25 protein-coding genes are annotated in these 19,198 nt (G+C 42.0%); all 25 read right to left on the minus strand.

The window, feature by feature from the left end; all coding sequences use genetic code 11:
- Positions 1 to 16: 16 nt before the first annotated feature.
- The 25 genes from HNQ84_RS02555 to HNQ84_RS02675 all read right to left on the minus strand — a co-directional run bounded on the left by HNQ84_RS02555 (position 17) and on the right by HNQ84_RS02675 (position 19,123).
- Positions 17 to 1,852, minus strand: coding sequence for an SGNH/GDSL hydrolase family protein (locus HNQ84_RS02555; protein WP_435621047.1), 1,836 nt, complete (start codon positions 1,850 to 1,852; stop codon positions 17 to 19).
- 44 nt (positions 1,853 to 1,896) lie between these two features.
- The gene (locus tag HNQ84_RS02560; protein WP_435621048.1) at positions 1,897 to 2,853 is read right to left on the minus strand and encodes a putative phage tail protein; all 957 of its coding nucleotides are present in this window, start codon (positions 2,851 to 2,853) and stop codon (positions 1,897 to 1,899) included.
- Positions 2,854 to 2,867: 14 nt separating this feature from the next.
- Positions 2,868 to 3,254, minus strand: a complete 387-nt coding sequence (locus HNQ84_RS02565) for a phage tail fiber protein (RefSeq protein WP_183247956.1) — start codon at positions 3,252 to 3,254, stop codon at positions 2,868 to 2,870.
- Positions 3,255 to 3,265: 11 nt separating this feature from the next.
- Positions 3,266 to 4,300, minus strand: a complete 1,035-nt coding sequence (locus HNQ84_RS02570) for a baseplate J/gp47 family protein (protein WP_435621049.1) — start codon at positions 4,298 to 4,300, stop codon at positions 3,266 to 3,268.
- Positions 4,293 to 4,700, minus strand: a complete 408-nt coding sequence (locus tag HNQ84_RS02575) for a DUF2634 domain-containing protein (protein ID WP_435621050.1) — start codon at positions 4,698 to 4,700, stop codon at positions 4,293 to 4,295. Before HNQ84_RS02575 ends, HNQ84_RS02570 begins: the two co-directional genes overlap by 8 nt.
- Positions 4,700 to 5,035, minus strand: a complete 336-nt coding sequence (locus tag HNQ84_RS02580; protein WP_183247963.1) for a DUF2577 domain-containing protein — start codon at positions 5,033 to 5,035, stop codon at positions 4,700 to 4,702. The genes HNQ84_RS02575 and HNQ84_RS02580 overlap by 1 nt, the downstream gene beginning before the upstream one ends.
- Before the next feature lie 2 nt (positions 5,036 to 5,037).
- On the minus strand, positions 5,038 to 5,997 hold the full coding sequence (locus tag HNQ84_RS02585; protein ID WP_435621051.1) for an XkdQ/YqbQ family protein: 960 nt from the start codon (positions 5,995 to 5,997) through the stop codon (positions 5,038 to 5,040).
- Positions 5,997 to 6,671, minus strand: a complete 675-nt coding sequence (locus tag HNQ84_RS02590) for a LysM peptidoglycan-binding domain-containing protein (RefSeq protein WP_435621052.1) — start codon at positions 6,669 to 6,671, stop codon at positions 5,997 to 5,999. Before HNQ84_RS02590 ends, HNQ84_RS02585 begins: the two co-directional genes overlap by 1 nt.
- Positions 6,671 to 8,911: a tape measure protein gene (locus HNQ84_RS02595; protein WP_435621053.1), complete on the minus strand. Its 2,241-nt coding sequence runs from the start codon at positions 8,909 to 8,911 to the stop codon at positions 6,671 to 6,673. Before HNQ84_RS02595 ends, HNQ84_RS02590 begins: the two co-directional genes overlap by 1 nt.
- A gap of 183 nt (positions 8,912 to 9,094) precedes the next feature.
- Positions 9,095 to 9,496: a phage tail assembly chaperone gene (locus HNQ84_RS02600; RefSeq protein ID WP_171699950.1), complete on the minus strand. Its 402-nt coding sequence runs from the start codon at positions 9,494 to 9,496 to the stop codon at positions 9,095 to 9,097.
- Positions 9,497 to 9,507: 11 nt separating this feature from the next.
- Positions 9,508 to 9,972, minus strand: a complete 465-nt coding sequence (locus HNQ84_RS02605; RefSeq protein ID WP_435621054.1) for a phage tail tube protein — start codon at positions 9,970 to 9,972, stop codon at positions 9,508 to 9,510.
- 18 nt (positions 9,973 to 9,990) lie between these two features.
- Positions 9,991 to 11,289: a phage tail sheath C-terminal domain-containing protein gene (locus HNQ84_RS02610; RefSeq protein WP_435621055.1), complete on the minus strand. Its 1,299-nt coding sequence runs from the start codon at positions 11,287 to 11,289 to the stop codon at positions 9,991 to 9,993.
- Positions 11,289 to 11,462, minus strand: a complete 174-nt coding sequence (locus HNQ84_RS02615; RefSeq protein WP_435621056.1) for a hypothetical protein — start codon at positions 11,460 to 11,462, stop codon at positions 11,289 to 11,291. The genes HNQ84_RS02610 and HNQ84_RS02615 overlap by 1 nt, the downstream gene beginning before the upstream one ends.
- Positions 11,446 to 11,853 (minus strand): phage tail terminator family protein, encoded by a 408-nt coding sequence (locus tag HNQ84_RS02620; RefSeq protein WP_435621057.1) that lies wholly within the window; start codon positions 11,851 to 11,853, stop codon positions 11,446 to 11,448. Before HNQ84_RS02620 ends, HNQ84_RS02615 begins: the two co-directional genes overlap by 17 nt.
- Positions 11,843 to 12,241, minus strand: a complete 399-nt coding sequence (locus HNQ84_RS02625) for an HK97 gp10 family phage protein (protein ID WP_033020556.1) — start codon at positions 12,239 to 12,241, stop codon at positions 11,843 to 11,845. Before HNQ84_RS02625 ends, HNQ84_RS02620 begins: the two co-directional genes overlap by 11 nt.
- Entirely contained in the window at positions 12,241 to 12,606 is a 366-nt protein-coding gene (locus HNQ84_RS02630) for a hypothetical protein (RefSeq protein ID WP_183247979.1), read from the minus strand. Before HNQ84_RS02630 ends, HNQ84_RS02625 begins: the two co-directional genes overlap by 1 nt.
- A gap of 1 nt (position 12,607) precedes the next feature.
- Positions 12,608 to 12,955, minus strand: a complete 348-nt coding sequence (locus HNQ84_RS02635; protein ID WP_246348917.1) for a head-tail connector protein — start codon at positions 12,953 to 12,955, stop codon at positions 12,608 to 12,610.
- The gene (locus HNQ84_RS02640) at positions 12,952 to 13,098 is read right to left on the minus strand and encodes a hypothetical protein (RefSeq protein WP_183247981.1); all 147 of its coding nucleotides are present in this window, start codon (positions 13,096 to 13,098) and stop codon (positions 12,952 to 12,954) included. Before HNQ84_RS02640 ends, HNQ84_RS02635 begins: the two co-directional genes overlap by 4 nt.
- A gap of 13 nt (positions 13,099 to 13,111) precedes the next feature.
- The gene (locus tag HNQ84_RS02645; RefSeq protein ID WP_183247983.1) at positions 13,112 to 13,930 is read right to left on the minus strand and encodes a N4-gp56 family major capsid protein; all 819 of its coding nucleotides are present in this window, start codon (positions 13,928 to 13,930) and stop codon (positions 13,112 to 13,114) included.
- Between the two features lie 18 nt (positions 13,931 to 13,948).
- Positions 13,949 to 14,506, minus strand: a complete 558-nt coding sequence (locus tag HNQ84_RS02650; RefSeq protein WP_435621058.1) for a phage scaffolding protein — start codon at positions 14,504 to 14,506, stop codon at positions 13,949 to 13,951.
- A gap of 96 nt (positions 14,507 to 14,602) precedes the next feature.
- Complete coding sequence (locus HNQ84_RS02655; protein WP_435621059.1) at positions 14,603 to 15,622, minus strand: minor capsid protein; 1,020 nt, start codon at positions 15,620 to 15,622, stop codon at positions 14,603 to 14,605.
- Positions 15,615 to 17,039: a phage portal protein gene (locus tag HNQ84_RS02660; RefSeq protein WP_435621060.1), complete on the minus strand. Its 1,425-nt coding sequence runs from the start codon at positions 17,037 to 17,039 to the stop codon at positions 15,615 to 15,617. Before HNQ84_RS02660 ends, HNQ84_RS02655 begins: the two co-directional genes overlap by 8 nt.
- A gap of 13 nt (positions 17,040 to 17,052) precedes the next feature.
- Complete coding sequence (locus HNQ84_RS02665) at positions 17,053 to 18,315, minus strand: PBSX family phage terminase large subunit (RefSeq protein WP_435621061.1); 1,263 nt, start codon at positions 18,313 to 18,315, stop codon at positions 17,053 to 17,055.
- Positions 18,302 to 18,730 (minus strand): terminase small subunit, encoded by a 429-nt coding sequence (locus HNQ84_RS02670; RefSeq protein ID WP_435621062.1) that lies wholly within the window; start codon positions 18,728 to 18,730, stop codon positions 18,302 to 18,304. The genes HNQ84_RS02665 and HNQ84_RS02670 overlap by 14 nt, the downstream gene beginning before the upstream one ends.
- Positions 18,731 to 18,970: 240 nt before the next feature.
- Positions 18,971 to 19,123, minus strand: coding sequence for a hypothetical protein (locus HNQ84_RS02675; RefSeq protein ID WP_435621063.1), 153 nt, complete (start codon positions 19,121 to 19,123; stop codon positions 18,971 to 18,973).
- Between the last annotated feature and the right edge of the window lie 75 nt (positions 19,124 to 19,198).

Here is a 19,198-nt window from a genome sequence, read left to right on the forward strand (position 1 = left end):
TCCGCGATTAAAGTGTTTATTTAGGTTTTACTTCTAATACAGAATCGTTTGTAACTGTAATAACGTTATCCACTATTGTATAATCCAACGTTCCTGCTACAAATTTAGGGTCTATGATGTCTGCATATATTTTCACACCGTTATTAGCTCTAGCAACGATTGTGTTGTCATTGTTTTTACATGAATAAATTTTTACATTTGTAACACCTACATAGTTATCGGATGATGCTGCATTTTTTGTTAAAACTTCTATTTCTGTTGTGTGCCAACCTAAAGGATATGTTTTTTGGTTACTATTGTACACTTCTAATATACCTGTACTATACAAATCGCGTGTGATACTATCTCCATCTGTTGTGATTTTTACTTGTCCTGATTGCGGGGAAAATATCATACCAAATTCTATTGCTGTACCGTACCATCTAAACGTTAATTTATCCCCAACATTTTTGGATGATAATATTTGTTGATAAGTAGGGCTGTAGTTGTAATTCGTCCAAGTCCCTGTGAGAGATGTTGGAACAGGTTTAGGTGTGTGTTCACAAATCAAGGTGTGAGATAAAACAGTGATGCCACTAATATATACATCACCATTATTTGCTAATAAACGTATTCCGTTTCGAATTTCTGACGATTGACTTCCGGCATAAAAGATTAAAGTTGTTTCGGCGTTCACATTTAAATGGTTAGGGATTACTACGTTTCCCCCTCCATTCAAGTTTAGACCAATTCTTGATTGCACGGTTAAAATTCCTGTACTTGCTTTCATTACTACTGTAACTAAAATAGCATACCACGGAAATGACGGTAAGTTGAAATCAACATATCCGCCGCTGCTTATCTTTATAAAGTTTGCTTTATCATTAATATCACGCAATCCACCGTTCGATAAGGTGATGTCTGTAACATATGAAGCATTTGACGAATAGTCGTAATCCAATAATACAGTTGGTACGTATTTATATTTTTGCTGTTCGTTTGGATTTATTTTTCTAGCACCACCAATCGAAGTGGTTGTAATACATTGATAAATTAAGTCTGCGACGATTTCTTGTCCACTGTCATTCAAGTGTGTACCATCCGCAAAATATTGTCTGATGTCGATACCTTGCTCGTATAATCTTCTGAATTTAAGGTTAATATCTACTAAAGAAGCCCCTTCCTGTTCCGCGATTTGAATAATCACATCTCGATAAGGAGCGTATAACGATTCAGCACTTTCTTTCATCAAACCTGTAGTCATATCGACACCGCATGTTTCAGTACAACAAAAAACATCAATCCCTTTTTCAATTGCTGTTCTAACGGTTAAACGGTATAACCATTCAAATTCATCTAACGGAACTGGATTGCCTGATGAATCATTTAATCCTGTCATGATAATTAAATAAGGATATTTTTCTTTCATTTTCATTCTGTATGTTCTTTTACCATTCATGGTATAGGCTACGAAAGGAATAGATTGTCTAATATTTTGCGAACCCACCGCATAGGTTCTTATCGCAAAATCGTTATTTGTACCGATGTTCGCAAATGTTCTGATTTTTTTAGTTAACTTCCATATCCAGTTTTCAGCGTATGAGGAAGCACCTGCGCCAGCCCCGTTGCTATCTCCTATTACTACGCCTTTAATAATAGTTCCTGATTTTAATGCATTGTAAATATAAGAATGTCTAGGTATAAAAAACTTTTCGTTTCTGTCTATTCTATTTGATAAAATTCCAATTTTATCGTTAACCTTACTGAACTGATCATCAATTTTATCAAAATTTTCATTGACTTCGATACGTTTGAAATAGTCCGTTTCCGCCCATTTGTTTAGACCAATGTTCGGTGTTTTGTAACTCGCCATTTTGTTACTCCCCTTTCTCAAATTCAAGAAAACCAAATACTGCTTTATTGAATTTCTGGCTTATTGCGTTTTATATTCGAATCTATCAAAATGAATGGATATGATTCGATTTGTAAAAACGTCATTGCATCAACGTCACTCCATGTATAAACTGGGGGAGCTGGCCATGCTATCTCTATTTCTCCCCAAGTGTATTTTTCGTCGAGTTCTCCCCAGTAGAAATATGCATCTTCATATTCTTTCCACGGTGTATAGCTGAAATTTAACTCGAAATCAGTATGTGATGGAAAATACATATCTAATTTTTCAATGATTCTTTCAATATCCCTTGGTTTCCCGCGAATTTCAGTGATTATAATATCCACTATAAAATCATTGAATCTTTCTGCTATTTCACATTCATATCCCACTAACTCCCTAATCCGCTCATTGCGAAACGTTTTACTCGCGAGTATATCCATTATCCGTTTACGTCGTTTTTCGATCAGTTCATCGCTCGAGCGTCGATCCCAATAATCCAGACCCCATGTTGCCTCATTGACAACAAATTGACGAAAAATATCCTGAATAATCGCTTGAAGTCTAGTGAATTCAGGAGCTAGTGCCTGTCGAAGAGCTTTCATTTGTTTGATTCCTTCATAATACGTGGGCACATATGATGCAAGGTCTTTATATATGTCCCGATCGCAATAGTAAAACTCTAGCTCCGATTCTCCTCGCATTTGAGCCTTAATTCCTTTAAATTTCCACGTTTCCGCATTGATAATGACTCGTCCGATCCCCTGTGCGGAGAGACGGATAAGCGATCGTTTGATAAATTCTCGTGTTGTGACAGTTCCACTTGAAGTTATGTTTGCCTTTGTCTGAAAAATTCTAGAGAACGACCTAGTAGTCACATTACCGACTCCTAGAATGCTCGTTCCAGTCCGTTTTACGGTTATAACTTTAGCTTGGATCGTCCCTCTTCCCGTTACGTTTGACTGAATGTTGTATAAAGACATGTCTCACACTCCTACTAGGCGAGTGTGATCGAGATGTCGCCGGCATTAATTTTAAGCTGGTCGTTCGTGCTGATCGTTTTTGGTGTTGTGACGGCTCCATAAAAAAGCAAATTGCCTCCGGTTGCGGCATCTAAAATGCCGATATGCGTCACTGTCCCCCAGTTGGCCGTCGCGACCGGGAACAGGATTTCATTGCTGTTCGATACCATTCCATCGCTTGGAGCGCTGAATGTGATTTGCTGACGTTGATACGATCCGCCAGTGACCTCTGTGCCTGTGTTGGCGTCTGTCGGATCGCTAGTATATAGCGCCAAATACACAGCTGATGGCGATGTGTATGGTGTGTTTCGCAAAACCGCATTGATTAACGCGTTTTCTAAATAGTTTGAAATAGCACTCATAAAAACCCCTCCTACAATAATGTCACTCGGCCAAGAACAGCAATTTCGTCGCCATTAATCTGAATGTTTCCAGTACCACCGTTTATTTTTAGATTTTCGTAGTCCAAAACATACTCAGCATTTAAAATGGCCTCACCGACTTTGGCGTAGCGAACAATCTGTTCGAAAAAGGCCACGTTTAGTAAATAGTCGTTAATGGAGTTTTTGATTTGTTGTAAGGCTGTTTCTGCGTCACCATTCCCGTTCAACGTTACTTTTACATCGATGTCGATGCTAATTTCTCTTGCCCCATCGACTGTAATATCCGCTAATACCGGTCGTTTAGCCTCAATATTTTCTCTCGCTTTTTCAATCATCTGTGGACTTGGTGACTTCTTTTTGTCCGTAATAACAACTACACGAACCGTTCCCGGTCCATTCCAGCGTCGAAATACACGAACGTAACCAATACCATTCACTTCCTTGGCCCAACGGATATAATCAGCATCATTGCCACTTGATGATGGCATGGAGATTCGTTCGAAATAACGTTGCCTTAACGAATCATCATTTTCTTCATCTTCGCCAGGGATTAGAACATCTGCTAACACTGCCGTCCCAAGACCTTCAATCGGCTCAACCGGAAGTAAATTCCCAAATTCCTTATTTGTTTCGCTTCCCGGAGTCTCTGCTTGTATGCGAAATTGACCATCAGAAATTTTCTCAATAACCACGTAAGTTGTATTATTGAATCTAAACTGACTGCCAATCGGAACATTAAACGGCAAATTATTTTCGTCTGTAAACACGCCTTTTCGAACAGATTTTGTTGCTTTTTTTCTATATACACCAAAGTTGGTTGCAATTCGTTCTAGATATTCGCCGCTCGATGTTTCACTAAAAGTAAGTCGCAAAATTGTGTCTAATTCCATGTATGCTTGTGCAAACTCTATTGCCACCGGTGCTAAAGCATCATAAATGATTGACCCTTCTCTTTTGTCCATATCGTCTGGTATGCGGTCAAGCATACGCCTTAAAATCGTTTCAAACGTTTGATTTTCAAACAACACCGTTCACCTCTTTCGTTAGTTCCACTTTTCCGTAAACGGTGTAACACACGATTTTTGCGACAGCTGAGTCGCCAGAAAATTGCACCGTCACATCTACATCTGTCACTCGCTCATCCTGCAATACAGCTTCTTTGATTCTCCGCGGCAATTCTGCTTGAACGAATAGTCGTTCTTTTCCGATCAAGTTTTCAAAGCCGTAATTGTCGCTATAAATCAAATATTTAAAGCGCTCTGTGCTCAGCATTTTAAAAATGGACTGCTTAATCGCCTCTACTCCATCAATCATTCCACCGCATTGGCCATTTTCAAAATCAAGGCGATACGTTTTTGACGGAATCGCCGATGGTTCCATCACTTCTGCTTCTTCGATTGCGATGTTTTCAGAAGGGAGTACCATCATTTCACCACCTTGTCTAAAACAACAAATTGTTGACCACCTTGTACTCTTAATAGGACAACTTTATCGCCTTTTTTCAATCCAGTTCGAATCGGCGTATCTGTTAACATTCCGCTTAATGCTTTTGTTCCTCCGCCGTGATTATGTTCTAAGTTTACTTCATATCGAGTGACACGCTCTGTAATAATTAAAAATTCCTCCGTGAGCTTCAATTTCTGATGTATTTGCACTTCAAGAGGTTTTTCTGACACGACTGTACCAAACAAAACATGGACGGGATTTGTTGCTTCTACAGCTTTTACTGCAACACTCTTAATCAAGTCTATTAAATTCATAATTAGATCACCTTCAGGTCTAACGTCATCGTATGCACGCCGCCTTCCCAGTTGTGCGTGCACTCATCGACGAGAAAATATTGTCTAACACCGATTTTTTCAATGAATACAAAAACAAAACAACCTGCGCGCACTTTCCAATGTCCAAGACAGTTGAGTTTCAATGATTTCGTTTCACGGTTACGCAACTTAATTAACTTGTCCAACAAGTCTTTAATTTGCGCGGCCGTCATCTTTTCATCAACTTTGCGAAACTCTTGTAATCGTCCCCATTTCGCAATGTTCGCGCTGTCTTGGGCAATATAGACTTCACGTTTCCCTGTTTTTTTGTTGTCTTGTACGATTTTGACGCGATTATATGTTTCTTCGTCAATTGATTTTTTGTAATCAAAATCAAAAAGCAGACTCTCTTCCCCAATGTAGAAGTCGTCTGCTCGAATAGCCATGTTATTGATATTTCGCAATTCTAATTTTCCGAAGTTATCGAACAGCACATAGTTTCTGTTCGTCGCTATCAATGTTGAATCTAAGAATTTCGCTACCACGTCAAGTGCTTTTTTGTTGTCTTCGACCATTGCTGGAACTTTGTACCCTGTTTCTTCAAACGTTCCGGTTTTCAAACCTGCATCCGTAGCAATTTTCTTTATACCGGCCGTGGCAGTAGTAGCAGAAAACACAAACGTGTCATTGTACATGAGATATCGCAATTGGTCATATGCCTTTATGTGAAATTCACTACTCGTATTAAATCCTGTTTCAAACACATATCCGTAAAAAATTTTGTGTTGCCCATCAGTTACACGGATAATCGCTCCACTATTGATAGGGAATTTTGTTGGTTGTTCAAGAATTAACTTTGCGTCCAACGTCCCAGCCTTTCCGATTCGACTTGTTTTCCATTGTACACTCGAAACAGGCATCTCCCATATTGTACCGTCTCGATTATCGATCAACACTTCCATCATTTCACCCAATCTGTAGGAATTTTTAATACCAAACCGATTGGTAACTTCCGCAACTGACTGTCTTTAATTCCATTTAACCTCTGTAACTCAGGATATCGATTGCCGTTACCTGTATAAAGTTTGGCTACTTTCCAAAGATTATCGCCCGCTTTTAACGTGTACGTCGTCGGTTTTGGCTTTGTATTCGGGCGAGTTGGTGCGTTTTTCTTCAAGACTTGAACAGAAGATGCCGCTTGTTTTTTGACTACCTGCATCTTTTTCGGACCAAACGGCACATACATTTTCAACTCAAGCGAAAAATTAACGTCCTCACTACCAAACGATTCGTCATATTCAAAGCGCTCAATCGTCACTAGTTCATTGATTGTAAACGAGCCGTTGACATAGATATATCGGACTGGCTGTTTACCGGTCATCCATTTTTCCAGCAAGTCAATGTAGTATTTCGGTTCCTTAAACACCGTTACCGAATAATGAGTAGGTTGTGCAGGAAAAAAGGATTCGAGGGAGAAGCCTGACAACTTTTTATCTTTCGGTACGTTTACACGCCCAAGTTTTGCGATCGTAAACTCCTCCCCGTCCCCTTCTGTTCTCACACTCACTTTTTCAGGGTTAATCGGCAGACGAAACATTTCATTATCGTTTACATGAAAATAAATAGCACGTTCCATCACGCATACACCCCTTCTGCTGAACGTGCGATTTCATTTATCATGCTTTCTTCGAAACGACGAACGAGCTGGTCAACATCGACGTTATTTCGAATATCGCCCGTCTTGACTTGTACAGTCGGCGTTAATGTGATGAAATTCTGAATCGACTTAATCGTTGCTAGTTCTCTAAATACTTGCAAATCTTCTTCAGCGATGTTGATTTCATCATCAATTTTCCCGACCTTATCCAACTTACCACCCGTCGGATTTTTGTCGTCTTTTCCACTTGCTAGAGGATTTTTCATTCCTGGGCTATTTGCTAGTTGGCTTCCTAAAGATTGTTTGAATGGATTTTCTGTTTTGCCATTAGGAACTAACGCTTTTGCTTTTTCCATTATTCCAGAAAGCTTCTCCGACATGTTCTTGCTAAATTTCATCCCTGCTGCATTCCCCGCCGCGAACGCTTGTGGAATATTCAACATTTTCATTCTCGGAATATTGACCATAAATTCGCTACTTGTTGGTGGTTTAAGGTTTGCTGCAAAGTTTTTAAGCCCATTGGATATACTACCTACCGAACCAGCGCTTAACTTCTCAATCGTGTTAATGTTCACACCCGGTATCATGTTTAGGGCTTTGATTAAACCATTAACCGCGCCAATGGCGATATTTGCTCCTTTAACAAATACTTTTGCTAAAAAGTTTGCAGCTGTCTCAAATGAACCAGCAAGAGCAGCCATATTGTCTACGACCATTTTTGTCATGTCGTAAAATAGCTTTTTCACCGCATAGACGGGGTTGAAAAAGACGTTCATAATAAATTCAGCAACCATCGCAAACGCATTCCAAATATTTGTGACAATATTCCAAATGAACGCTCCTAAACTTGCGAATAAACCCGTGATAACCCCAACTACTGTAGCCGTTTGGTCTGCCCAATTTACCGTCGCATAAATGACCAAAGCAAGCAGCGCAATAATACCCAACAACACCCACGTGGCTGGGGAACTAAGCATAGCCGCATCATATACCCATTTTGCAGCCGCCGCCATAAGGGTAGCTGTTTGCACTACCAACCATTTCGCCGCAACACCAAGCAAAATCGCGCCAATCCCAGCTAAAACAGAGCTAATTACAGTTAAAATTGGCGCAATCCATGACCAATTTTCCTCGAAAAAACGTCCTACAGCTCCGACCATTCGATAGAAAAACTCCAACGTGTCAAAGGCGAGATCCATTCCTGCAATAAAAACTTTGACAAAAAACATCGCATGTTCCGCCATTGTGGCGAACGCATCGGAGTTGACAAACTGGTTAAATCGAATCAACAACGGTTCAAACGCGCGAAGTGACCAGTTTTTAAACATAGTCATCGCGTCACCGAATGTTAACGGCATGTTTTTGAATTTCTTTTCGATGTCGTCTGCTGCTTTGAACAGAGCAGCTTTAATAATGTCAGCTGTAATCGTTCCTTCTGCCGACATTTCTTTTAGTTCACCTTTTGTTTTCCCTGTAAAATCAGCGATTGCCTGTGCAAGCATCGGCGCATTTTCCATAATGGAACGGAATTCATCACCTTGCAATTTTCCTGCCGCCATCGCTTGAGTGAGCTGATACATACCGGCTTGCCGTTCAAAAGTGGACGCACCTGATACGGTGAACGCTTTACCCATCAACTCAGAAAACCGAATCATTTCATCATTATTTTTGAAAGCATCTTCCGCCAGCAATCCTAATTTTGCGACCGAGTTCGCCATATCCGTATAACCACTTCGACTACGCTGGGCAGCCTGGTAAATCTTTTCTTGCAATTGCGTCTGTGTTTGTAAACCGTCATTGATATTAGCTAAACGTGCAGATGTCGAAACATAAGTGTCCGAGGCTTGAACAAATGACTGTATTCCTGTTTGAATTCCTTGCAACGCAGCAAAAGCTGCTGTGGATAATAAAAATGCGCCGAAAAACTCTTTCACCGCACTCGTCGCCCGATTGACTGGCGGAGGTAAGTTGGCAAATTTGGAGCCGAGTGGCGTTAAAGAGCTATCCGCCTGTTTAGAAGCCAACATTAATCGTTCCAAATCGGCCGATGCGTTCGTAATCGCTTTTCGCGCTTTCGCTAATCCTTTGGTATCTAATCGAGTTGCGGTCGAATCCATCTTTTCCATGACGCGAATGGTCGTATCCATCGCACGAATCATTTTCATGAGTGGTCCTGTCAATTTGTCATTTAACGCCAACGTTGTTTGAACCCCAGCCATTCGCTCACCCCCTCATCTTACTTTTTATACGGTCATGTTCTTCTTTCTCTTTCTTCAGTTCGATCTGAATGCTCGCGATAACAAACGCCTTTTCTCTTCGTTCCATTTCCAAAAATTCACGAGGTCGCCAATGAAAACGGTGGAGAGCGATATGCGCGTAAAATGCCTCTCCACCTTCTTCAATTAGTTTTTTGCCTCTTCTACCTCTTCATCCATCGTCTTATCGAGTCCTGAAATTTCTGTGACCTTCTCAAGAATTTGGTTGGCTTCGCCCAAAAGGAACATTTCGGCAAACAGCTTGTCCGCGCCTAACACACCGTAAGACTCTTGCAACTCACGATCATTCAAGTCAGGGTACACAATCGATGCCACACAAATTTCTCGGTTGTATCTCACGACATCGAAAACACGTTCCATTTTGCCGCCTTTTCCTGGACGGAACTTGAAACAACGTTCGTTGATTGCATCAGCTTCACCTGCGGTCAACGGACGCAATACAAGTGGTTCGTCAAAACGCTCCAATTTCAATTCCACATTTTCGTATTGTTTCACATTCCCCTTTAAAAACGCCTTAAACTTACTCATATGGCTCCTCCTTAACTAATCGTTTTGAATTGGTCTAGCAAATCAAAATCATCGAACGTAAACGACACTTCATCTTTTAACACATCGTCGGAATCGCCATCTAGTTTAGCAACAAGCGTGCTGTCTGGTACGATATTTTTGATAATCGCCGTCTGCTTGCCAGCTGCGCTCGTAATATCGGCATTAACGAGCATTGCATCGAAAATCGGCGCTTTCCCTGTCCGCAAGTATTCTAATGCCATGGCACGAATTTCTGGGCGATGATAGTAATATGTCATGTTTCCTTTTCCGTTCGCCCCGACAATTTTACTTCCGTTCATACGAGCGCCTACGCGTTTCACGTCAGCTTTGATATATTCAATCGTCGCATCGAATTTAATAATTTCCGCAAATTCATAAGAATTTCCGTCAATCGTAATGTATAGCGTTCCTTCTTTTGAAGAAATCGCGTCTTTAGATTCCATCACACTTGGCATATTGATCACCTCCGTTTATTACTTGCACGCCACTGTCATGTAGAGTTTTTCCATGGCGTCAACAAATTTCAGACCCATGTTCACAAGTACCGCATCTTTCTCATCGCCTTGCTGAACGACAATTTCATCCGGATTGTAGGGCTCTAAAGCGCCGACTCGCACGAGAGGATCTAACACGGTTTTCATCACTTCTTTTTTGAACAAGTTTCGTCCGTCCTCGTTGTTGTTCACTTTTCCAATAAAATATTTGGAATAGGTATACTGCGTATTGTTCGAAACAATATCCATTTCACGAATAATTTTGTTTTTACGAAAGTCTTGGTTTTTTTTTGGTGTGAACGAACGGAACGTGTTAATATCTTGCTCCACAACAACAGCATCACGATTGAACGTATAGATGATGTGGCCATCTTTTAACGCTTGTTCAATTTCTTCATGCGTTTTCCGCTCGCAATCAATCGCGCCCGGATACTCGGCATAGGTCAATGAACTTGTGCCAGCACTTGCATATGCTGCGGCATACCAATACAGTGCGTCTTTATCCGTTAATTTCTCGCCTCCTTCAAGCGTGACACCATTTAAAACAGATACTACACCTTCATGATCCGCAGTATTGTAATTGTTCGTCACTAATGTTACGTTTTTACCATAATTAGCACGCCATTCTTTTACTTTGAGCGCCAGCAATGCTTTCACTGTTGAATCGTCCGTACCAACTGCAACAACCTTAAATTCTTGCGTATCCAATCCTGCCGCAAATTCAGCATACGCATCGTTTGTTGCCGTTCCTGTTGTTCCTCCAGCAAGCGTTAGTGTCACATCCGATGTCGGCAATTGACCACTGAACGTCACAAAAGCGTTTGGCTGTAAATCAGCAATGGCAGCTACCGTTTGCGTATCGACAACCGCCCCGTCAAAATATGTCTTCACTGTCGCGGTTCCGTCTAAATTTGCTGTAACGACAACCGAAATTTTATTTCCGTCCACGCCCGCATATTTCGCTGTCGCTGTTAATCCACCACCCGTTGCTGTTGCTTTTGTTCCTTCGCTGTTTAAGTTATAGACAACGACTTGACTTGTCGCCTTAAACGCTTCACGGATCGGAACGATTGCGCTTAAATCTTTGCCAAATACTTCTTTAAACTTCGTGTTCGGCGAAACTTTCACAAATTTTCTTGTCTCTCCCCAGTCTAACTTAACTGGAATCACCACGATTGCATTGGAGTCAGGCACCGTCGTGTTTAAACTGTTCGTTTCAAAATTGATATACGCGCCAGGGCGAACTTTGTTTTGCGTCTTCCATGTCCCACCTGCCATTATTGAACCTCCTTCGCTTTCCATTCATTTAACAATGAATCCACTTCTTCTTTCGTGTACGTTTTTGTATCATCCAGCAATACTTCGAGCAATAGGCGGTCTTTTGCGTATTCTGGTGCACGAATGAAAGCCGATTTTCCATACCGCATTTGTTTTTCAATTTGTTTGGCCAATCCAAACACCTCCTAACATCTGCATCTTCGTTTCGGTCGTCACCTCTTGTAGTCGTGCCGACACATCGAATGTGATGATAAGCACATCATCTTGCTTTACTCCTTCTAATCGATACACATGATATTTGTTGGCGATATACTGAAATTCTGTTTGAAACGTTTCAAACACGTTGTCGCATTCGCCATCCACTTCTGTTGATTGCGGAAAATACACAACATTCCATGAATACGTCCGCCACACTTGTCCTTTCAACTTTCTCTCTTGTTCAGACTGAATCATACGTACAAGAAAAGCAGGAGTTTGAAGCCCCTGCTTGACTTTTTCGTCGTATACTTTGACATTTCCGAAAACCTCTTTGATTTGCTGAATGATGAGCGTTTTAATCTCCAAAGATCCGCCTCATCTCCTTTTCCATCTCCCGTTGCCACATGTTTGGAGCGATTTTTTGCATGTCGTTCATCGTCAATTTCAACATGAACCGGCCTTCTACCCAGCCGACGGTCTGTCCAGCCACCACAATACGATGTCCATTTTCCACAAACGACGCATACTCAGCTTGATTGTAAATGTGAATATATATCGTATCGCCCTTGCTCATCACATAATACTTCCAGTTGTTTCGTAAGTTCCCTGTATCAACTGGGGTTAACTTCTTCACTTTCCGAATGGCCAACTGCGCAATACGTTGGGCTACCTTCATTTGCACTTGATGAGCGATTTTATTCAACTCTACTAATTGCTGTTTCAACAATCGGACTTCACTAAACTCATAGCCCATTATGCATAACCCTTTCGAATAAGCAATACTTCTTGGTGGGTGACATACACAAACGGTTCTTTCGCCGATTCATATTTGACGCTATCAATCAAAAAAACATCGCCAGCGCGTACGTCAACGTCGCTAGATAACAAGACTTTGACATCATACTGAATGGTGTTTACGTCACCTTGCGATGCGTTATTTAACGTCTGCATGCCGACAGTAGAAAGGCGACAAGGCACGTTTTCATGCTTTGTCACCCATTGCATTCCATCGGCGCCGTTTGGCTTCTGATACGCCTCATATCGCTGGATGGTAGCTGTCCGATCATACAGCCGTTCGACCGCAGGCTTGGCTTTGAGAAAGATGTCCTGTGCCCACATGCTACCACCTCATTTTGCGAAATTTATATAACGCATGCTTGTATGAATGAACAATGGTATCTACTTCTGTTTCGCCTTGGCTCTTTTCATGAGCCGTAAACGTGACTTGCACGTCCCCTTCTTTGATGGATTGAACAGCTGGTTCAGCATTGGGGGCATTTTTTTGCTTCAGACCAATGAGATCAACCACCATGTTCGCATGGACATACCGCAGTTCGTCCGGTATGTCATCGCGATTACAAAACATTTTGATCGCTTGGCCTACTTCATCAATGTATACAACCAAGCGATCATCTGATGGTGGATTGTCCAGCTTAGTTTTGACAATATCAAGCACCGCCATTGTCATTCAGCTGCCTTTTCTGTTGCTTTCTTCGTTCCTTTTTTCGCTTCTTCTTCTGTCACTTCGTCGTATCCAGCATTTTTAAAGGCATCTTCTTGTACGTCGTTTGTTGCGATTAACACTTCATCGCCTTTTTTAAATTTCTTCATGCCCCATCACCCCTTACGCATTTTTGTGCACGTAAATGGCGTTCTTTTTGTTCTCGAATACGAACGCATCGTAACGAATACGACCTTCTACAAGCGTACCGTTAATGCCTGGTGGGTTTTCATGCGTCACGTAGTCAGTCAATTTAATCGGCGCCACTGTTGCCATCGGATGTGTAATGAAAAATTCGACATTCGCTGGTAAATACGAAGATGGAACGGTGATTAACGGAATCCCATCAATTTGACCGACTTGCCCTTTCATTAATGCATCTTGTGCAATATCAGATGCTTTGATAAAAGATGGATCCAAACGAATTTGCTTGTAAAAATTCGCTCCAATGTACGCCACGCGCCCGACAAGAGGCACTTTTAAGTCTGTGAGTGTTGTTGTTGCATCTAAAAACGCCTCATAGGCGTTGTCTTTTGTAATTGGCGCTGTCGCTGTCGTCCCAGCATTCGCGCAAATGACCGCAAAACGATAGATGTCCACTTCTGGGACAACTACCTCGTCAATTTGACGTGCGAGCGCCTTCCCTGCTTCCATGACACCCATTGTATCTTGTTTCGATTTATTATCGATCGTGAACGTAAATGCGCGGTCGCGCTTTACTTTCATTTCTTGTACGCTGTTTTGCAACTCTTCAGGAACGCCATATCGATTCATTCCTGTTAAAGAGTAATCACGCATTGGAACGGTTGGAATCGAGAATACTTTCACCGTTTCAACTCCGACCCAATCCAAGTCTTGGTTTACTGCCCCATTCGAAAGAGCTTGCTTTTTAAAACGTTCATCTACATATGGTGCATACTTCTCCGCATAGTTAATTGGCATAGTTCATTACCTCCTACATTAAATTGAATTAAATCCAGCTAAGAACGGATCGTCTGGATCGCCACCAGTCGGACTGCCTTCAGCTGGTTTGATACCTGTGATTTTTAGTTGATTGCTGTTTTCAGGCACAAATAAAAAGGACTTGGTTTCTTGCAACGCCTTTAACTGCTCTTCCAGTCCTTTTGTGATATTGCCGTGTTCATCGAGTTCGATTGTATTTTTATCAAGAAGCGACGCAACCAAGTCGGTGTCATGCACTTTTCCGTTGATTGCTAGTTTAATCGCGCTGTTGAGTTGCGTTTCCTTGATTTTCGCCTCATATGCCGCCTTCTCGTCTTTATATTGCTTTTCTAATTCCGCAAGCTTCGTTTGCAGCTCTTCATTTCCTTCGGCTTGCTTTTTCAATTGTTTTAAATCATTGTCGCGTTGCTCTAGTTGTTTTTTGACGTCTTCCAGGCTAGCTTTCAGGTCGTCTACTTTCGCTTTTTGTGCTTCCACCGACTTCCCGTGCTCGGCCATAATTTTATCAATCGTTTCTTTCTCCAGTCCTAAGCTTTCGAGAAATTCACGTTTCATGTTTACTCCCTCCTGGTTACGTTTTTTTACGTGGTTACGGCCACGAACCGCTTTGTTCTTTAACGTCTACAAATGCTAAAAAGACGAGGGAATTATTTATTTTGGTATGAACTTACTAGACCATTCCTCATATGTCATGGAATCCACCAACCCATTCATCGACTGGCGTTTCTCACCGTTCGTATACTCCGATTCATCGAAATACGGAATTGTCGTCGTTCGGCAGCGCACATGAAACGGTGGTGCGTTCGTGCCAGGCTTGTAATCTTTTACGTTATAAACCTTCCCATCTTGATATCTACAAATCTCCGACGTTCGCATATCGAGCGTGGCCAAAATTTCGTATTTCTCCATTCCTGAGTCACGATAGCTGTTGTGCGCCGCCAAGTTATGAAAGAAGCTTGCTTCTGTTCGCACTAGCGCTTCAGCACGCGAGTATGCCACATCCGTTACTTTTACAATTTCTTTTGCTGTTTTGTCAATCGAACGGCCGATAATAAAGCTCTGTTCGAGTGACTTTCGGATTTGTCGCATCGTTTCTTGCTCATGGCCCCAAATTCGCTCGGAAAATTCTTTCCCACTCCAGTTGTACGACATCACTTCACGCATCGTACCATCATCGAGTATTTGAACATTTACAGGTATGCCAGCCATCGCAAAGTCGTACATAAAGTGATAGTACGAGTTTTGGTACACATCGACTAGCCCTGTGTAAACGTAATCTTGTAAGCCATTTTTACCACCGTATAAACGCAGCATCGTCATTTCAATTTGAGCAAGAAGCATTTCCAAACGAGAGATCCGAACGCGATAACTAATCGCATTCAACAAATTTTCATACTGCGGATTGCCCTCAAGGGCCATGGCGCGAAACCGTTCAAGATCGACTTTTTTAAATTCTTCGAGCTCTTGAGAGTTTAAGAGCTTCCTTGCTTCAAAAAGCGAAATCTTATTATCGTTTGCATACCGAGCATAAAACGCTTCGATCTGATGCAAAATATCTCGCTGTGCTTCTTTCAGTCGTTGTTGCATCTGCGCCAGATATTTTTCTGCAATCAGCTGTGCTTCCTGTTCCCTTTGCGCCGCACGTTGCGCCCAATATTCTCGGCTACTCATTCACGTTCCCATCTTTCATTTGCTGCTGAAACGCTCCTTGATAACCGTTATACATTCGCTCTTGTTCCTGTTGCTTCTTCAATCGTTCTTCCACTAGCTCCGTATACCACGGATGATTTTCACGAATCGTCTGATCATCGAGAATACCAACCGACGCCTGGCAATTGGCGATGACCTCAGACTCATTGATAATAATGTCGCGGTTGAAGATGAATGAAATTGGCTCATTTGTAAAATCACCTTTTCCTGTTATCAGCAAATATTGATCGATAAACCAAATCAATTGTTCTAGGCTCGATTGAAACTCGGTTTCAAGGATGTTGCAATCCATGTCCAAGTCCGAGTATCGATATCGCAGCGCCACGCCACTGGCATTGCCCAAATTCTCATCCTGCGTATCGACACCGCGCCCAAATTCATAGATTGCTTTACGAATACGCAATAACTCTTTTTCGACCGCGTCTGTCTGTAAATCAGCTTGGAGTTTATCCACATTGCCGTTTTCATCTAGCTTCACTGCACGGTATCGGTTTAAATCGTTTAAAAATTCCTGTAAGTCAACGCCGCCATAATTCACAAGCTTGTAAATGAAATTCGGGATGTCTGCAAGTAAATCTGCATTTACGGAAGCTTGCAAGTTGTAATCGTCAATCAATGACTTGATACAGTCGATAAGTGGCTGCTCTTCTTCATTGTACTTGAACGCAATTAACGGCATACGCTCCCACAAATACGGCTTCTCGTTGATTGTGAAGTGATAGTTTGTTTCTACTCCAGCTAACACGTCTGGAATAAGCGAGTCAGCTTGCAGGACGTAATACTTAATGCCTTTCGGATGGTGATACTCCACTTTCTTCTGTTTTTGCTTTTGTGTGTTCGTGTACACTACTTCTTCATACACACGAATAAACGACACAATCTCCTCGTGATCGTTATCCTTCCAAAACGGAATAATCTGCTCGCTCGGAATTTTTTTAAACGACAGCTCGCCTTTTTCGTCAATGTACACATACAAAAAAGAGATTCCTTTGTTGATCGCTTCTTTGCCAAGGTTTTTCATTGTTTTCAGTAACCGTTTATCGAACATGTCTTTTATGAGTTTGCGATACTGTGCATTTTCGGTAGCAATCGTGGGCTCTTTCGAAAGCAAGTATCCGACTTTCTGATTGACGAGCTTCTTCACAAAATCATGCGCCAGCTTTTGATTCGAACGCCACGTGATATCTTGATTTTTCTTCTCGATATCCATTTTCGTGCGATAGTATCGTTCTCCAAGCACCATGAGTTTGCGTTTTTCGCTTGTTTCCCAGTCTTTCACTATCGCCGCCAAAAGCTGTTCATCGGTCATCATTCCTTTGGCCAACTCCGCCAATGCTCGCTCATGCCAGGGCGCTCTGAATAAATCCTCAATCAGCACGCGATCACCTCCCTTATTTCAAAATCGATACGGATGGTCGTTTCATGTCATCTTCAAACGCGTAACGGGTTGCTGCGATCGTATGGTCGTTCTTTTCTTCTAAACGCGGCTTCGGATTACCGTCTGCGTCCACTTGATAATCAATCGATTCAAACTCTCGTGCAATGTTCGGCGTACGCTTCGGATCAATGACAATTGCCTCTAAATCATCGAGCCATTTCTCCCCATACTCCACGCTTCCCGGCCCCTTCTTAGCGCCTTTGATTCGTGGTATGCCGTGTTCTTTCTTCATCTCATCCACCGACTTCGGCTCAGCGCTGTCAGCAATAATCGGCTCTACATGATAATTTTTTGCTTTGATTTTTTCAGCTGCTTCTCGGTTCGATATCTTCACACCATAAATTTCATCGATCGCATAAATGATTCTTCGTGTCTTATCGTAGTGCCAACGCACAAACGCAAACGGATCCACGCCATACCCCCAGTCGATACCTTGTCGAATGTTATCAAAACTCTTCATCTCGTCATCTGTAATGGTTCGAAACACCAAGTTTTCAAACGGCACCACACCACTTCCAATCGGTTCGCCAAGATATTCGTGGCGATATTTCATTTCATTCGTTCGCTTCGTATGCTCAGCTTCTTCGATGAAGTCTTGTGACAAAAACGGATTATCTAAATACGTCGAGTGATGGACGAATGTATTTTCAGGGAGAAACTGCGTTTCGTACTTTTGGTTGACCCACGACTGTCTTCGCTTCGGTGGGTTATAGCTGTAAAAAAACGTGTATCGCAATCCGTCTGGAAGCTCTCCGCGCAACACAGACTTTTCGATAACAGATACTTCTTCTTCCGTCTTGAACTCAGCAAGCTCCTCAATCCACATAATCGCTAGCGGAAATTTCGATGCTTTAATCGACTTAATTTTTTGTGGGTCGTCCGCGCCGCGAAACAAAATACGGTTTCCTCTCGGTAGATAAGTAATTCGCATCGGATTGACCGTAATCTGAAAATACTCGGTCACTCCCAATATCTCCATCGCTTCTTTCAGCTGTTCCAACACCGAATCTGCGAGCGTGTTCCCTACTCTCCGAACGACCAAAGCCGTCACAGGGAAACGCATCACCAGCAATAACACCATCATCGCGATGTGCGTTGATTTTGCGCTAGCACGGCCACCTTTCAACACATAGCGCAAATAGCGCTGTTCTTTAACCAACGCCCACACTTTTTGGAATGTCGGCGTAAACACTTCAGACAATCTAATCTGCTTCATCTGTCCCACCAACGTCGTCGATAATTTGAACACCAAAATTCGCATCGATTTGCTGGCGCTCGGTCCACATCGCGAAACGTTTGCCGAGAAGTTCAGCTGCTTTAATACGGTCTTTAATGCTCGGCATATTTTCCACTAATTCAAAAAAGTCTTTTCCTGCCATCGGTATTTGCTCTGTTTCTTCACCACGAAGCACTTTCGTTAAAAACGCTAATATTTCATCCTGCGAGGCGATGCGTTCTTTGTCTTTTTCAGCCAAGCGTTGTTGGATGTATGCTCTAATTGTAGTATTCTGTAGTAGCTTCGTTGTGTTGCCTCTAGCACTATATCCAGCCTTTCTCGCCGCCTCTTCCGCATTACCAAGTTCGATGTAGTAATCGGCGAACCGTTTCTGCTTTTCTGTCAATTTCCGCATCTACATCATCACCTACCTCCTCATTCACACTATTTTTGCTTAAAACACATATTTCCCCAACGCTAATCCGATAACTAGAAAAATTGTGACAAGAAAAATAACTAAACATATGACAGGTGTTACAAAATCCAAACTCCCTTTGTCAAAAAAATGAAAAACCAAATAATCAATAGCTAGCCCGACAGCCAAAATGATAAGCAACACACAGTAAAAAGGGATATCAATCACTAGCCTACCTCCTCACTTCCTCCTAATCGCCCCACGCACTCGTTTATATGTGTCACGTCGGACGCCCATTAACTCCATCACATCACGCATAGATAATTTTTCTTTCTTCTTCGCCTTTAATTTTTTTATTTCATCATCCGATAAATGATCGCGTAATTTATACATCCTCATCACCTCATGCATAAAATAAGTGCCTAGTCAAAAGCTAGGCACTCATGAAAGGAGGAAAACGTCGTTCTA

Origin of the sequence: Anoxybacillus eryuanensis (assembly GCF_051200995.1) — a bacterium.
Lineage (GTDB): Bacteria > Bacillota > Bacilli > Bacillales > Anoxybacillaceae > Anoxybacillus > Anoxybacillus tengchongensis.

Bases quoted from the DNA above. Each gene is read 5' to 3' on its own strand.
- HNQ84_RS02555 (WP_435621047.1), bottom strand. From the start codon at position 1,852: ATGGCGAGTTACAAAACACCGAACATTGGTCTAAACAAATGGGCGGAA.
- HNQ84_RS02560 (WP_435621048.1), bottom strand. From the start codon at position 2,853: ATGTCTTTATACAACATTCAGTCAAACGTAACGGGAAGAGGGACGATC.
- HNQ84_RS02565 (WP_183247956.1), bottom strand. From the start codon at position 3,254: ATGAGTGCTATTTCAAACTATTTAGAAAACGCGTTAATCAATGCGGTT.
- HNQ84_RS02575 (WP_435621050.1), bottom strand. From the start codon at position 4,700: ATGGTACTCCCTTCTGAAAACATCGCAATCGAAGAAGCAGAAGTGATG.
- HNQ84_RS02580 (WP_183247963.1), bottom strand. From the start codon at position 5,035: ATGAATTTAATAGACTTGATTAAGAGTGTTGCAGTAAAAGCTGTAGAA.
- HNQ84_RS02585 (WP_435621051.1), bottom strand. From the start codon at position 5,997: ATGGAAGTGTTGATCGATAATCGAGACGGTACAATATGGGAGATGCCT.
- HNQ84_RS02590 (WP_435621052.1), bottom strand. From the start codon at position 6,671: ATGGAACGTGCTATTTATTTTCATGTAAACGATAATGAAATGTTTCGT.
- HNQ84_RS02595 (WP_435621053.1), bottom strand. From the start codon at position 8,911: ATGGCTGGGGTTCAAACAACGTTGGCGTTAAATGACAAATTGACAGGA.
- HNQ84_RS02600 (WP_171699950.1), bottom strand. From the start codon at position 9,496: ATGAGTAAGTTTAAGGCGTTTTTAAAGGGGAATGTGAAACAATACGAA.
- HNQ84_RS02605 (WP_435621054.1), bottom strand. From the start codon at position 9,972: ATGCCAAGTGTGATGGAATCTAAAGACGCGATTTCTTCAAAAGAAGGA.
- HNQ84_RS02610 (WP_435621055.1), bottom strand. From the start codon at position 11,289: ATGGCAGGTGGGACATGGAAGACGCAAAACAAAGTTCGCCCTGGCGCG.
- HNQ84_RS02625 (WP_033020556.1), bottom strand. From the start codon at position 12,241: ATGGGCTATGAGTTTAGTGAAGTCCGATTGTTGAAACAGCAATTAGTA.
- HNQ84_RS02630 (WP_183247979.1), bottom strand. From the start codon at position 12,606: ATGTGGGCACAGGACATCTTTCTCAAAGCCAAGCCTGCGGTCGAACGG.
- HNQ84_RS02635 (WP_246348917.1), bottom strand. From the start codon at position 12,955: ATGACAATGGCGGTGCTTGATATTGTCAAAACTAAGCTGGACAATCCA.
- HNQ84_RS02640 (WP_183247981.1), bottom strand. From the start codon at position 13,098: ATGAAGAAATTTAAAAAAGGCGATGAAGTGTTAATCGCAACAAACGAC.
- HNQ84_RS02645 (WP_183247983.1), bottom strand. From the start codon at position 13,930: ATGCCAATTAACTATGCGGAGAAGTATGCACCATATGTAGATGAACGT.
- HNQ84_RS02650 (WP_435621058.1), bottom strand. From the start codon at position 14,506: ATGAAACGTGAATTTCTCGAAAGCTTAGGACTGGAGAAAGAAACGATT.
- HNQ84_RS02655 (WP_435621059.1), bottom strand. From the start codon at position 15,622: ATGAGTAGCCGAGAATATTGGGCGCAACGTGCGGCGCAAAGGGAACAG.
- HNQ84_RS02665 (WP_435621061.1), bottom strand. From the start codon at position 18,315: ATGAAGCAGATTAGATTGTCTGAAGTGTTTACGCCGACATTCCAAAAA.
- HNQ84_RS02670 (WP_435621062.1), bottom strand. From the start codon at position 18,730: ATGCGGAAATTGACAGAAAAGCAGAAACGGTTCGCCGATTACTACATC.
- HNQ84_RS02675 (WP_435621063.1), bottom strand. From the start codon at position 19,123: ATGTATAAATTACGCGATCATTTATCGGATGATGAAATAAAAAAATTA.